Annotated in this window: 17 protein-coding genes; 7 read left to right on the forward strand and 10 right to left on the reverse strand. The window is 64.4% G+C overall.

What is annotated here, in order from left to right:
• The first annotated feature begins 6 nt into the window (after positions 1-6).
• The gene (locus DV733_RS07715) at positions 7-414 is read left to right on the forward strand and encodes a hypothetical protein (protein ID WP_049995247.1); all 408 of its coding nucleotides are present in this window, start codon (positions 7-9) and stop codon (positions 412-414) included.
• Here DV733_RS07715 and DV733_RS07720 read toward each other — a convergent pair whose 3' ends face one another.
• From DV733_RS07720 to gap, 6 genes are all read right to left on the reverse strand, one after another.
• Positions 415-843, reverse strand: coding sequence for a type II toxin-antitoxin system VapC family toxin (locus tag DV733_RS07720; protein ID WP_049995246.1), 429 nt, complete (start codon positions 841-843; stop codon positions 415-417).
• Complete coding sequence (locus DV733_RS07725) at positions 840-1082, reverse strand: AbrB/MazE/SpoVT family DNA-binding domain-containing protein (protein ID WP_049995245.1); 243 nt, start codon at positions 1080-1082, stop codon at positions 840-842. Before DV733_RS07725 ends, DV733_RS07720 begins: the two co-directional genes overlap by 4 nt.
• A gap of 56 nt (positions 1083-1138) precedes the next feature.
• Positions 1139-1630: a metallophosphoesterase gene (locus DV733_RS07730; protein ID WP_049995244.1), complete on the reverse strand. Its 492-nt coding sequence runs from the start codon at positions 1628-1630 to the stop codon at positions 1139-1141.
• Positions 1631-1655: 25 nt separating this feature from the next.
• On the reverse strand, positions 1656-3257 hold the full coding sequence (locus DV733_RS07735) for an ATP-binding protein (protein WP_049995243.1): 1602 nt from the start codon (positions 3255-3257) through the stop codon (positions 1656-1658).
• Between the two features lie 146 nt (positions 3258-3403).
• On the reverse strand, positions 3404-4618 hold the full coding sequence (locus DV733_RS07740) for a phosphoglycerate kinase (protein ID WP_049995242.1): 1215 nt from the start codon (positions 4616-4618) through the stop codon (positions 3404-3406).
• A 54-nt stretch (positions 4619-4672) separates the two neighbouring features.
• Positions 4673-5683, reverse strand: a complete 1011-nt coding sequence (gap, locus tag DV733_RS07745; RefSeq protein WP_049995241.1) for a type I glyceraldehyde-3-phosphate dehydrogenase — start codon at positions 5681-5683, stop codon at positions 4673-4675.
• A 155-nt stretch (positions 5684-5838) separates the two neighbouring features.
• On the opposite strand from gap, the gene DV733_RS07750 reads away from it, so the two are divergent.
• Entirely contained in the window at positions 5839-6240 is a 402-nt protein-coding gene (locus DV733_RS07750; RefSeq protein ID WP_049995240.1) for an Hsp20/alpha crystallin family protein, read from the forward strand.
• A gap of 27 nt (positions 6241-6267) precedes the next feature.
• On the opposite strand, the gene DV733_RS07755 is transcribed toward DV733_RS07750, so the two are convergent.
• Together DV733_RS07755 and DV733_RS07760 are read right to left on the reverse strand one after the other, a co-directional pair.
• Complete coding sequence (locus tag DV733_RS07755) at positions 6268-6558, reverse strand: DUF6360 family protein (RefSeq protein WP_049995239.1); 291 nt, start codon at positions 6556-6558, stop codon at positions 6268-6270.
• 44 nt (positions 6559-6602) lie between these two features.
• Entirely contained in the window at positions 6603-7256 is a 654-nt protein-coding gene (locus tag DV733_RS07760; RefSeq protein ID WP_049995238.1) for a hypothetical protein, read from the reverse strand.
• A gap of 121 nt (positions 7257-7377) precedes the next feature.
• On the opposite strand from DV733_RS07760, the gene DV733_RS07765 reads away from it, so the two are divergent.
• From DV733_RS07765 to DV733_RS17785, 3 genes are read left to right on the forward strand one after another with little or no spacing between them, the layout of a single operon-like run.
• Positions 7378-7989, forward strand: coding sequence for a class I SAM-dependent methyltransferase (locus tag DV733_RS07765; RefSeq protein WP_049995237.1), 612 nt, complete (start codon positions 7378-7380; stop codon positions 7987-7989).
• Positions 7990-8031: 42 nt separating this feature from the next.
• Positions 8032-8982 carry a sugar kinase gene (locus DV733_RS07770; protein ID WP_049995236.1) on the forward strand — a complete coding sequence of 317 codons (951 nt, stop codon included), beginning with the start codon at positions 8032-8034 and terminating at the stop codon, positions 8980-8982.
• A gap of 60 nt (positions 8983-9042) precedes the next feature.
• Entirely contained in the window at positions 9043-10281 is a 1239-nt protein-coding gene (locus tag DV733_RS17785; protein WP_049995235.1) for a PGF-CTERM sorting domain-containing protein, read from the forward strand.
• Between the two features lie 14 nt (positions 10282-10295).
• On the opposite strand, the gene DV733_RS07780 is transcribed toward DV733_RS17785, so the two are convergent.
• A complete protein-coding gene (locus tag DV733_RS07780; RefSeq protein WP_174876514.1) occupies positions 10296-10676 on the reverse strand; it encodes a hypothetical protein in 381 nt (126 codons plus the stop codon).
• A 41-nt stretch (positions 10677-10717) separates the two neighbouring features.
• Positions 10718-10942 carry a YMGG-like glycine zipper-containing protein gene (locus DV733_RS07785; RefSeq protein ID WP_049995233.1) on the reverse strand — a complete coding sequence of 75 codons (225 nt, stop codon included), beginning with the start codon at positions 10940-10942 and terminating at the stop codon, positions 10718-10720.
• Between the two features lie 211 nt (positions 10943-11153).
• Between DV733_RS07785 and DV733_RS07790 the strand changes: the two genes are divergently transcribed.
• Together DV733_RS07790 and DV733_RS07795 are read left to right on the forward strand one after the other, a co-directional pair.
• Positions 11154-11834, forward strand: coding sequence for an energy-coupling factor ABC transporter permease (locus DV733_RS07790; RefSeq protein ID WP_049995232.1), 681 nt, complete (start codon positions 11154-11156; stop codon positions 11832-11834).
• On the forward strand, positions 11834-12154 hold the full coding sequence (locus DV733_RS07795; protein WP_049995231.1) for a hypothetical protein: 321 nt from the start codon (positions 11834-11836) through the stop codon (positions 12152-12154). The genes DV733_RS07790 and DV733_RS07795 overlap by 1 nt, the downstream gene beginning before the upstream one ends.
• The last annotated feature ends 4 nt before the right edge of the window (positions 12155-12158 follow it).

The following is a 12158-nucleotide window of genomic DNA, read 5'->3' on the forward strand; positions in this document are numbered from 1 at the left end:
AATACGATGGAGATCTACGGTATTCCGGTCGTCGTCTTCGGGTGGGTGTGGATCGCGACGTTCTTCGGGTCGGTGTTCGCGCTCGTCTACGCCGTTTCCGCCGACGCACGAGCACGTGGCGTCGGTGGCTCGCTGTGGGCGGGGATTGCGAGTCTGCTCCTGTTTCCGGCGCTCTGGTACTGGTGGCGACGGGGGACCTACGGAGTGCGCGAGTACGGGCCGACGACGCGTGAACGACAGGCTCGTGCGGTCGCCTTTGGGATCGGCGGTGGGTACTTTCTCGGCGCGATGGTCGCGCCGCCCGGTCCGATCACTCTGATCGTCTATTCTCTCCCGCTGGGTATCGTCGGAACTGTCGTCGCGTACGTGATTCTCGGGCGTCAGTATCCCCGTCATCCCAATCACGGCCGCTGATCACGAAAACGGATCGTCGGCGGTCGTGAGCCGATCGAAGCCGTCGAATCCGTCGAAGTCGTCGTCGAAACTGTAGACGAACGCCGCGCCGGTGTGTCTGACACTCGCGACGACGATTGCGTCGGCCAGCGATAGTCGGTCGACGCGTCGGAACAGATCGAGTCCGGTCTGCCACACTGTAGTTGGCTCCCGTTGGAGGTCGAACTGGCTGCTCTGTTGCAGGCGCGACAGGAAATCCGTCGCAGTCTCGTGGCCGACGTCTCTGGTCAGCCCGTTGAGCGTCTCGACGAGGATCGGATCAGGGACGAGCAACTCGGGGAGGTCTCCTCGATCGGCGGCTCGGACGATCGAAAATGCAGTCTCGTGACGGGAGGCGCGTCGATTTGCAGCCGCGTACAGAACGGTCGTATCGACGACGACCCGCGTCATTCGAGACCGAACCCATCGTGTTCCTCGACGACGTCGACAGCTTCCTCGGACGCGCCGGGCTCGAAGTCCTCGAACGCGCTGCTGGCCGTCTGGCGGACCTCGACTTTGAGTTCCCCGTCGACGATCTGCCATTCGATGACGTCTCCGTCCTCGATGTCGAAGCGTCGTCTGATGTGAGCGGGTATCGACACCTGGTTACCTGAAACCGTCCCCTCCCCGACCTCGTCTGGTGTGCTCATAGACGAACGTCGGTCGTCACAACTCAAAAACGTTAGTGTGAATTCACACTAGCTCGCTACCCGATGTCGTGGAACTCGACGTCGCCGGTCTCGGTGTCAAGCACGACTGCGGCGGGCTCGCCCGGCGCGGGCGGGATCGCGATGCCACCGGGATTGAGGTGGACGGTTCCGTCGCGCTCTTCGTGGACGCGCTGGTGGGTGTGGCCGCGACAGACGTAGTCGTAGCGCCCACAGTCGAGCAGGGCGTCGACGATCGGTTCGCTCGTGCCGTGATAGACCGCGAACTCGGACCCTCCGAGCGTGAGTTCGCTCATCTCGCCGAGGTAGGTGCCGAAGCCATCGATCACGTTCTGGAGGTTCCACTCGCCGTCGTTGTTGCCACGGACGGCGTAGAACTCGAAGTCCGCGTCGAAAGGGGTCGCCGAGAACGGTGCGACGAAATCGCCGCAGTGTATCACTGCGTCGACGTCCTCGTCCTCGAAGACCGCGACTGCGCGTTCGACCACGTCGCCGTTGTCGTGGGTGTCTGAGACGATGCCGACAAGCATAGGTGGGCCTTCGGCGACCAGCCCCTTAGACTGTCGGGAGTTCGATCACGACGACCGTTCCGGGGTCGCCGCCCTCGATCCGAACCGTTCCCTCGTAGAGATCGACGAGCGTCGCGACGAGGTACAGTCCCATCCCCGTGCCACCGCTGCCGAACCCGCGTTCGCCCTTCCCGAAGACGCGCTCGCGGCGATCCAGGGGAATACCGGGGCCGTCGTCGGCGACGCGGACGACGACCTGGCCGTCTGTCTCGGTCACGGCGATTTCGACCTGCGACTCGTCGCCGTCGTTGTGCTGGACGGCGTTGTTCAGGACGTTTCGGAACACCGAACTCAACATCTCGTTTGCCAGGACGACCGGCCCATCGGTGTGGTCGACCAGCGTGAACGCGGCGTCCTCGAACGCCTCGGCCGCCTTCTCGATTTCGGCTTCCAGCAGCGGGCCGATCGCGGTCGGTTCCAGCAAGGTGTCTCCGTTGGCGACCAGCGCCTCGACGATCTCGCGGGCGCTGTCGGTCAACTCGTCGATGTGGCGGCTGGTCGTCTCGATCTTCTCGACGAAGGCCTGCTGATCGCCGTCGGCCCCTTCCGCGAGCAGTGCACACCAGCCGAGCACGATCTGGATGTCGTTGCGGATGTCGTGTCTGAGCACGCGCGAGAGTAGTTCGAGTTCGGTCGCACGGTGTTCGAGTTGCGCTCTGAGCGCGATCGCGTCGATGGCAAAGCCGATGTCGCCGGCGACCTCTTCGAGGAGGTCACACTCGGCCGTGTCGAACGCCTCGCTGTCGTGGCCGAAGACGACGAGGACGCCGCCGACGTCGCCGTCTGCCACCAGCGGCACGGTGGCCACCGATCGGTAGTCCGCGCCGGGGACGAACCCCGCGTCGGCGTCGATCGAATCGGGGGCGATCCGCTGGCGGACGCACACTCGCTCGGAATCGACCGCGTCGTGGGCCAGCGCTCCCACCGACGAGGAGTCGGATTCGAAGCAGCGACACTCCGCGGGACCGGCCCACGCGGCAGTCGTCAGCCGTCCCTCGTCAGTGGTCGCGATCCAGGCTCCGGCGTAGGGGTCGGCCGCCGCCAGCGTCTCGACGGCGTCGGCGAACAGCGACGCGTGGCTGTCCGCCCGGAGCAACGCCTGGTTGATCTCTCTGATGACGCCCGCGACGTGTTCGAGTTCCTCGGCCCGCTGGTGGCTACGGTGGGCCGCGACAGCGTTGCGGACTCGCTGGAGCAACAGATCGTAGTGACTGGTCCCGCCGCCCTTCTGGACGTACTCGGTGACGCCTGCGGCGATCGCCTCACTGGCCAGCTCTTCGCTCCCCCGGCCGGTGTAGAGGACGAACGGCAATTCGGGCCACGTCTCCCGGACTCTCTCTAACAACGCCAGCCCGTCCATCTCCGGCATGGAGTAATCACTGATCACACAGTCGACGTCGTCTCTTTCGAGGTAGTCGAGCACGGCGTTTGGATCAGTTATCGAGTCGATCTCGACGTCTTCGGCGCGAGCCGTGAGGAACGCGTCGGTCGCCGAGAGAAACTCACTGTCGTCATCGACGTGCACGAGGGAGATGGGATCGGTCGACCCGCCCCCGTCCCGACCACCAGTATCTCGGGCGGTTGCCATACGGCGGCGTCACAGGTGTGTGTTGGATCCACATGCGTAAATATCTATCTAGAATGGTAATTCGCTTTCCGGACTTCACCGACAACAATCCGGACAGTCGTCCAGATCTGCATGTACGTCGATCTGGAAAGCCGCGAGCGAACGACTCAGGCGTTCGCTTTCAGCACTTCGACCGCGACGAGTTCCTTGCCGGTCAGGGCGTTGAGGTACGCGCCACCGGCGATCGAGACGTGATCGAATTCGTCCTCGTCGATGTCGTACAGATCCAGCGTTCGGGCAGTGTCACCGCCGCCGATCACCGAGAAACAGTCGGATTCGGCGATCGCCGAGATGAGCTCGACTGTCCCGTCGGCGAAGCGCTCGTCCTCGAACACGCCGACTGCACCCTTCACGAAGACGGCGTCGGACTCCTCGATGTAGGGCAGGTAGTCCTCGATGGTGTCGTGACCGATGTCGAGGTAGGCGTCTTCTTTCTCCTCGATGTCCTCCAGTGCGATCTCCGCGCGGTCGCCGTCGTCGCCTTCGTAGGCGAAGTCCACAGGAAGACCAAACTCGTCGAGGCGGTTCTCGACGAGGTCTTCGAGGGTGTCCTTGGTCTCGTCCCACTGGCCGTCCAGCAGGTCCATCCCTTCGAGGTCGTGGCCGACGGGGTAGCCCTGGGCGCGTCGGAACAGTTCGCCCGGGAGGCCGCCCAGCAGGAAGTTGTCGACCTTCCCGCCGAGGTTGTTGACGACGCTGATGACGTCCTCCGATTTGTTGCCGCCACAGACCATCGTGACGGGACCGTCGAACTCCTTGTTGGCGACGGAGGTGTTGTACTCGTACTCCCGTTCCATGACGAGACCCGCGTACGCGGGCAGCACGAGCGGGAAGCCCACGGTGGAAGCGTGAGCGCGGTGGGCCGCCGAGTAGGCGTCGTTGACGTAGGCGTCGAAGTGGGGTGCCAGCGTCTTGACGAACTCGCTGTCGGCGTGTTCTTCGGGGTCTTTCTCGGGTAGTTCGTCGTCGGTCATCCGGGTGTTCTCCAGCAGGAGAATCTCACCCGCTTCGAGCGATTCGATGGCCGCGATGGCGTCCTCGCCGAAGGTGTCGGCGACGAACTCGACGGGTTTGCCGACGTGCTCCGCGAGGATGTCGGCGTGCTGTTGCAGCGAGACGAAGTCGTCGCGACCGGGTCGACCCTGGTGGGCCATGAGCACGACTTTGTGGTCGGCGTCGGCGAGTGCAGCGACCGTCTCGGAGTAGCGGTCGAATCGGTTGTTGTCCTGGACCTCTCCGTCCTCGACCGGCGAGTTGAGGTCGAGGCGGACGAGGACGCGCTGGCCGTCTTCGAGGTCGTCGAGCGTGTTGTATTCGGGCATAGTGGTATGGCTGGTGTCGTGGCTGGCTGAAAAAACGATACGGTGGACGCTGGCTTACGCGATGTACTCGGCGAGTCGCATCATCTGGCTGGTGTAGCCCATCTCGTTGTCGTACCAGGCGAAGATCTTCGCGAGGTCGCCGCCTTCCGTGGTCGAGGTCTGGTCGAGGTCGACACAGGAGCCGTACTCCCAGCCGACGATGTCTCGCGAGACGACCTCGTCCCAGGTCGCACCCATCGAGCCTTCGAGTTCGCCGGTGGCGTACTCCTCGAAGGCGGCGTTGATCTCGTCGACGCTCGGGTTGCCGTCCAGATCGACGACGATCTCGGTGATCGAGCCGGTCGGGGTCGGGACGCGGACGGCCATCGCCTCGAACTTGCCTTTCAGTTCGGGCAGGATGTCCGTCGTCGCCGTCGACGCGCCGGTCGTCGTCGGGACGATGTTCTCGGCGGCCGCGCGGCCGCGGCGGGTCTTGGACTTGGGTCCGTCGACGATGCTCTGGGAGCCGGTGTAGGCGTGGATGGTCGTCATTTCGGCTGCCTCGACGCCGAACTCCTCCAGCAGGACGTACATCGGCAGCGAGACGCTGTTGGTCGTACAGGAGGCACCGGAGACGATGTCCTCGCCGTCGTACTCGTCCTCGTTGACGCCGAAGACGAACTGCGGCACGGGCTTGTCACCCTTCGGCGGCGCGGAGATCAGCGTCTTGTCCGCACCGGCGTCGAGGTGTGCCGACGCGTCGTCTTTCGTCCGGAAGATACCGGTCGACTCGATGGCGACGTCGACGTCCAGGTCGTCCCACGGCAGCTCCTCGGGACTCTGGATGTTGTGCAGCGACACCGCGTTGTCACCGACCTGCAGGGTGTCTCCGTCCAGGGAGACGTCGTACGGCAGATTGCCGAGGTTGCTGTCGTACTTCGCCAGATACTCCATCTGCTCGAAGTCCATGACGTCGTTGATCCCCACGATCTCGACGTCGTCGTTGTTCAGCGCCGAACGGAAGGCACAGCGGCCAATACGCCCAAAGCCGTTGATCCCGATGCGGACCGGGTCGCTTGCACTCATAGGTATATCTCCGTTTTAAATTGCTACGCTAGCGAGTAAACGCTTTTCGGTATTGTGCAGTCGCTGGGAACGCTCGCCGTCGGCTATCGCCTCCGAAGCCGACGAAATCCGTCACGAGCCGAAGGCTTTTGGGCGGGACCGCCGTATCGGGGGACATGAGACGAGACGACCGTGACGACCCGTTCGACGATTTCTTTCGGGAACTCGAACGGATGATGAACGAGATGACCAACGGCGACTTCGACATGCACGTCGAGCGCCAGGCGGCCGACGGCGGGCGCGCGCCGAGCCGTGACATCCACCTGGATATCTACGAGGAAGACGAGGCCGTCCGGGTCGTCGCGGACATCCCCGGCGTCGAGAAGGAAGCGATCGATCTGAAGTGCGACGGCGAGGAACTGACCATCGACGCCTCCGGTTCCGAGCGAGAGTACTTCGAGCGGGTCCGGCTGCCGGTCGCCGTCGACGAGCACTCGGCGAGTGCGACCTACAACAACGGGATTCTGGAAGTCTCCTTCGACCGACGGGACAGTTCGGCCGACATCGATCTCTCCTGATCTCCTCCCGGGACCACTCTCCGCCTGCTACTCCCCTTCTGCTTGCGCGCGTTCGACCTTCTCGGCGTACTTGTCCAGCTCCGCGGCCAGCTCCCGGGCCTGGCCTGCCGACAGCGTAACTCTCTCGGCGTGCGCGGGAACTTCCGAGAGCTGGGTGTTGTCCAGTTCGAGCTGTAACTCGACGTGATCGGGATCGTTCCGCGGGGCCGTCACGTTCAGGACGGCGAAGGCCTCCTCCTCGAAGCCGTGCCCTTCGACCACTGCGTCGAGCAGGTCGAAGGTCGTGTAGGCGTTGACCCGCAGGATTCGATCGGCCATACCCCTCTCTTTCAGGTCGAACGACTTAACCCACTCCACTCGGCTCAAGCGTCTCCACGAGCGGGCATGCGCCACAGCCGCTCGCCGGCGTACAGGAGACACCCGATTCCGGCGAGGAACGCGCAGAGTCGGAGTACCAGCGCGGACTCCTCGTCGGCCATCGAGGACACGCCGCGCCAGCGGTCGACCCAGTAGTAGTCCCCGTCATCCTCGACGATCCGCTCGCGTTCGAATGTCCCGACTGGATGGCCGTAGACCGTCACCGATCCCGTCTCGACGGCGGTGTGGACGGGTTGGGCCGTCTCGTCGAGCGGAATCGCCGCGTGTTCGACTGCCTCCATCGGGGTGAGATGCCCCAGAGAGAGCCGGGTTCCGTTCTCGGTTTGGTGCTGAGTCGGGTGATAGAATTCCCCGCGGAACGAGACGACGCGATACAAGATGTCGCTTCGAACCGAGCCGTTTACCGAGAGTCCGTCGCGCCGCAGGACCTGCGTCTCCAGCGCCGTAGCCCGAGCGTTGGTCGTGAGGACGTCGTCTGAGCCGTAGAGCGCTTGTTTCGCGGTCGCGTTGGAGCCGATCTCTTCGGTCCAGTACCTGTGGCCACTCTCGCCGCCCTGGGGAAAGAGATACACCGGATTGAGCAACAGTCCGACCCCGACCAGCCCCAGCACACCGACCACCAGCAACTCCCGTCGCATACTGCCACAAACACCAGTTGTGGGTTTTATATTTTCGGTCACACTCGTGTATCTATCTGGATGTGGCCAATCCCCACACCACCGCAGGGTTTCAAATCACGCCGTCGCGAACGACTGCTCGATGGTCGACAAGCGGACGGTACGCGACGGCTACGACGCGCTGGTCGATGACTACGCCGCCCAGCGAACCGACGACAGCGACGACGTCGAGGCACTGGCGTCGTTTCTCGACGACCTGCCCGATGGCAGTCGACTGCTCGACGCCGGCTGTGGACAGGGGATACCCGTGCTCGCCAGCCTCGACGGCGTGAGCGGTGTCGGCCTCGACATCTCACACGGTCAACTCGCCCGGGCCAGCGAGAACGCGCCGGCCGCGGCGCTCGCACAGGGCGACATGACACGACTGCCGTTCGCCGACGACGCGTTCGACGCCGTGACGGCGCTGTGGTCGGTGATTCACGTTCCCGAGGGCGACCACCGGACGGTCTTCGAGGAGTTTGCGCGCGTTCTCCGGCCGGGTGGTCGGCTGCTACTCGTCGAAGGGACCGACGAGTGGCGCGGGACGAACCCGGACTGGCTCGGCGGTGGCGCGGCGATGGAGTGGCACATCGCCGGTCCCGAGGCGACTCGCGAGCAGTTGCGAGCGGTCGGCTTCGAGATCCTGGTCGAACGGACGATCGGCGACTCGCTGGAAGAGGACGCGGCCTGGACGCTGTTCGAGGCCGACTGCTAGGCCGGACATACAACTAAGCCCCTGGATCGTGATGTGTGCGCTATGGCAGATCTGGTCACTGTTGGGGACACGTCACTGCGGCTGTCGCCGGAGGGGAACGAACGTCTGGAGACCGCGACCGACGTACGGATGCGGACGACCGGGACTGCGAGCAACGTCGCCGTCGCGGCCGGGCGCATGGGGACCGACGCGCTCTGGCTGTCGAAGCTCCCGGATTCGGCGCTCGGCCGCCGCGTCCTCGCGGAGTTGCACGAACACGGGATCGAGACCGACGTCGCGTCGAGCGAGGGCGGGAGGCAGGGACTGACGTTCTACGAGTCGGCTCCCCAGCCACGCGAGACGGTCGAGATCGACGACCGGATCGAGTCGACGGCTGGCACGATGACGCCCGGCGAACTCGCGATGGACGAGGTCCAGGACGCCGCGAGCGTCTTCGCCGCCGGGAGCACGATGGCGCTGTCCTCGACGGCCGCCGAGACCGTCCAGGCGATCCTGCGGGCCGGCGGTAGCGGGAGTGACTTCGCGGCGTTCGACCTCGACTATCGACCGTCGATGTGGTCGGCCGAGAAGGCGCGCGCGACCGTGACGAACGTCTTCGACGCCGTCGAGGTGCTGTTCGCCTCCGAGGATGATGTCCGGGCAGTTCTCGATCGGAACGGCCAGCCCCGGGAGATGGCCCACACGATCGCCGCCGAGTGGGACTTCCACATGGTCGTCATCACCCGCAGCGAGTACGGTGCGCTGGCCTATCACGACGGCGTGATCCACGACAGTGACGCCATCGAAACCGAGGCCGTCGACGAGACGGGCCAGCACGAAGCGTTCATCGGGGCGTTTCTCGCTCGCCTGCTGGAAGGGGCCGACACCGACGACGCCCTCGACGCCGGGGTCGCGATGGCCGCGCTCACGCGGACGATTCCGGGGCCGCTGACGACCGTCGGACGCGCGGAAGTCGACGCGCTGCTCGCCGATGGCGACCAGACGACGTTCTGATCTGGGGGGTGTATTTCGAGTGCCGATAGAGATTTATGATTCCCTTGCGCAGTTGTACGTATGGATACGAAGCCAGCGCGTGCGTCGGTTCTGGCGCTGTTACTCATCGCGAGTGTCGCTGTCGGGGGTATCGGTACTGCGACTGCCGATACAGCGGTCAAGGTCACCGTTGTCACACAGGGTGGCAACCCTGTCAGCGGTGCGACGCTGAACGCAACCTGGGACGGTGGTTCGACGACCGCAACGACGGTAAGTAACGGTCAGACGTTCATCGACGTACCCGAAGACAAAGAAGTCGCGATTGAGGTCCAGTCCGACAGTTACGTTCGAAACGACCCGTACGTGATCGAAAACCCGGGAGATGTCGGTGACGATGGTGTCGAGATCGGGGTCTACGAGGACGCTCTGGCGACGATCACCGTCGAAAACACGCAGGGGAACGCAGTCCCGAACGCGGAGGTGACGCTCGTGAAAAACGATTTCGCCGTCATCGACGGCAAAACCGACCAGAACGGACAGATCGAATCCGACTACATCGAGGTCGGAACGGACGAACCCTACGAACTGACGGTGGAAAAGCGAGGGTATCTCAGCAATACGACGACCCTTCAGGTACAGGGACACGTCCGTCCGACCGTGACGCTGCAGCGGGGGCAAGTCCAGGCTTCGATCACTGTCGTCGATCCGTACTTCGATCCGCCACGCCCGATCGAAAACGTGACTGTCCAGGTCGGATCGGTGGCCACGAGTCAGACGCTCTCGAACGGTGCCCAGACGTTCCAGGTTCCGGTCAACTCAGAACCGACCGTGGCGCTCTCGAAACCCGGGTACGCCTCTTCGGAAGCCGCGCTGGTCGTCGAGGAGTCGTCGGTCGATGAGACGTTCTACATCTCACGAGCGCCCAACCTGACGGTGGACCGGTCCGCGGACCAGGTCGTCGTCGGTGAGAACGTCGAACTCAACGTCACCGACGAGTACGACGACCCCGTCCCGAACGCCACCGTCACGCTCGACGGAACCGAGGTCGGAACGACGAACGTCCGGGGACTGGTCACGGTCCCCGTCGAGTCGGCCGGCGAACTGACCTACACCGTGACGGCGAAAGGCACGTCCGAATCAGTCACGGTGGTCGGTTTCGATCCGGACGCGACCGACACGCCTTCGCCGACGACCGAGCAGCCCACGACCGAGACGACTGAGGCGGATGATACTGGCTCCGCGTTCGGTCCCGGCTTCGGGGTCGTCGCCGCACTCGTTGGACTTCTCGCACTCGTGGCACTCGGCCGTCGCCGACAGTAAGGAGACGCTATTTTTCACGGCGCGTCGACGCGACACTCGACAGACCAGGAAGTGTCGCTCTCTTCGACGAGCCGATCGTAGAATCGTCGCAGCCCTGCCGACTCGGTCGCTGGTAGGACGTGTAACTCGACGGTCCCGTCCCTGACTGCGACGCGGAAGACGTCGCCAGTCTCGTCGTCGCGGACGAGAAACAGCGGCATCGGCAGGTCGAACCAGTCGCCGTAGGTGTACGACCCTCCGACCACCACCTCGACCAGCTGGGTGAGCGATTCGTCGGTGTGGTCCTCGCTGGGCGTCAGCGTGAACACCGTCTCACCCTCGTACTCGACGCCGCCGCTGTAGGGATAGCGTCGCCGTGGCCGCGCGGGGATGTCGAAGGACGGACCCGCCATCACCCGCATGCTACGGCGTGATCGTATTTAAAAACGCGTCCGAGTTAGGCCTCGTCGGCTGCCTTCTTTTCCTTGCGGTCGCGGACATTACCGACGAACTCGTCGACGTCGACGCGCTTCTCGCCGACGGTCGCACCGACGAGTGCACCGAGACCGGCACCGGTGCTGGCTGCGTTGCGACTGATGAGCGCGCCGACGAATGCGCCGATCGAGGCGCCGATTGCTGCGTACTTTGCACGGCTGAGTGCTCGCTTGATTCGGGAACCCATAGCTTCGGGTTCGTGACGCGCGGATAAAAACCTCTTGTACGAGAACTGCCGATCGGTCTGTCCATCCGGCCTCGCGTGGCGTCTCTGTCGGTGATGCGTGCAGTGACCTTGCTTCCGCTAACGCAACGTGCGAGTAGCAGAATGTTTTATTATCTCAACAAACTCAGTAGGGCAAGATTATTATATCTAACTACAATATTGTTAAACAGACATGGCACACATTCACCTCGGCGAGGGGTCGTTTCCGTTGGTAGCATTGGTGTTCTGGACGCTGTTGGGCGTCGGTTTGATCAGCGCAGTCGTCTATCGCATCCGGAAGGGTGGCATCGAGACACACCAGATCGCGCTCGCGGGCATCGGCGCGGCCGCGAGCTTCGCGATCTTCCAGTTGAACATCCCCGTCTGGGGCGGCATTCACATGAACCTCACCGGGCTGGTGGGGATTCTCGCTGGGCCGCTGCTGGGCGCGCTCATCGCGCTGGTCGTCAACATCTTCTCGGCGGCGCTGGGCCACGGTGCGGTCGGCCTGCTCGGTGCGAACACGCTGGTCAACGCCAGCGAGGCGATCGTGGCCTACTACGCGTTCAAGACGTTGCTGGGGATGGACTGGGACGTCTTCCCGGCCAGTGCGGGCGCCGCGACGCTCGGGCTCTCCGCGGGCGCGTTCCTGATGGGTGCGATCATCGTCGTCAGCGGCGTCAACGGGAGCGCGCTGCCCCGCGGTGACCTGGCGATCGCCGTCGGCGGTCTCGTCGGACTGAACCTCGGCGTCGCCGTCGTCGAGGGGATCCTGACTGGTTTCGTCCTCCAGTTCCTGGCTTCGGTCCGACCCGACCTCGTCGGGCTCGCCGACCGCGACACCCGGGAGGGGCCGACGGGGGTGACCGCCTGATGCAGCGCTGGAAGCAGTACGGCGGCCTCTTCGGTCTCTTCGCGGCCTTCCTCGCCGCTGGGCTGTGGGGGTTCACCGCGACCGGCGGTGCGCTGCCGTGGGCGAAACGCTCGGCGAAGGCGCTCCAGCGCGGCGCCCAAGAGGGCAGCGGCCCCCTGATCGATCTCGGCCGTGGAATCGTCGTCGCCGGCCCCATCCGCAAGGGCGGCATGATGCTCGAATTCGGCGTGCTCGTCGCGCTGTTGGTCGTCCTCGGCGTCGGCCTGTACGTCTACGTCGATCGCTACGCCGGCCTCGACGACGACGAACCCGTGGCCTGATACC

It is taken from the genome of Halapricum salinum, assembly GCF_004799665.1.
GTDB lineage: Archaea > Halobacteriota > Halobacteria > Halobacteriales > Haloarculaceae > Halapricum > Halapricum salinum.

Excerpts from the sequence above, each read along its gene's own strand:
- DV733_RS07715 (WP_049995247.1), top strand. The coding sequence starts at position 7 with ATGGAGATCTACGGTATTCCGGTCGTCGTCTTCGGGTGGGTGTGGATC.
- DV733_RS07720 (WP_049995246.1), bottom strand. The coding sequence starts at position 843 with ATGACGCGGGTCGTCGTCGATACGACCGTTCTGTACGCGGCTGCAAAT.
- DV733_RS07725 (WP_049995245.1), bottom strand. The coding sequence starts at position 1,082 with ATGAGCACACCAGACGAGGTCGGGGAGGGGACGGTTTCAGGTAACCAG.
- DV733_RS07730 (WP_049995244.1), bottom strand. The coding sequence starts at position 1,630 with ATGCTTGTCGGCATCGTCTCAGACACCCACGACAACGGCGACGTGGTC.
- DV733_RS07735 (WP_049995243.1), bottom strand. The coding sequence starts at position 3,257 with ATGGCAACCGCCCGAGATACTGGTGGTCGGGACGGGGGCGGGTCGACC.
- DV733_RS07740 (WP_049995242.1), bottom strand. The coding sequence starts at position 4,618 with ATGCCCGAATACAACACGCTCGACGACCTCGAAGACGGCCAGCGCGTC.
- gap (WP_049995241.1), bottom strand. The coding sequence starts at position 5,683 with ATGAGTGCAAGCGACCCGGTCCGCATCGGGATCAACGGCTTTGGGCGT.
- DV733_RS07750 (WP_049995240.1), top strand. The coding sequence starts at position 5,839 with ATGAGACGAGACGACCGTGACGACCCGTTCGACGATTTCTTTCGGGAA.
- DV733_RS07755 (WP_049995239.1), bottom strand. The coding sequence starts at position 6,558 with ATGGCCGATCGAATCCTGCGGGTCAACGCCTACACGACCTTCGACCTG.
- DV733_RS07760 (WP_049995238.1), bottom strand. The coding sequence starts at position 7,256 with ATGCGACGGGAGTTGCTGGTGGTCGGTGTGCTGGGGCTGGTCGGGGTC.
- DV733_RS07765 (WP_049995237.1), top strand. The coding sequence starts at position 7,378 with ATGGTCGACAAGCGGACGGTACGCGACGGCTACGACGCGCTGGTCGAT.
- DV733_RS07770 (WP_049995236.1), top strand. The coding sequence starts at position 8,032 with ATGGCAGATCTGGTCACTGTTGGGGACACGTCACTGCGGCTGTCGCCG.
- DV733_RS17785 (WP_049995235.1), top strand. The coding sequence starts at position 9,043 with ATGGATACGAAGCCAGCGCGTGCGTCGGTTCTGGCGCTGTTACTCATC.
- DV733_RS07785 (WP_049995233.1), bottom strand. The coding sequence starts at position 10,942 with ATGGGTTCCCGAATCAAGCGAGCACTCAGCCGTGCAAAGTACGCAGCA.
- DV733_RS07790 (WP_049995232.1), top strand. The coding sequence starts at position 11,154 with ATGGCACACATTCACCTCGGCGAGGGGTCGTTTCCGTTGGTAGCATTG.
- DV733_RS07795 (WP_049995231.1), top strand. The coding sequence starts at position 11,834 with ATGCAGCGCTGGAAGCAGTACGGCGGCCTCTTCGGTCTCTTCGCGGCC.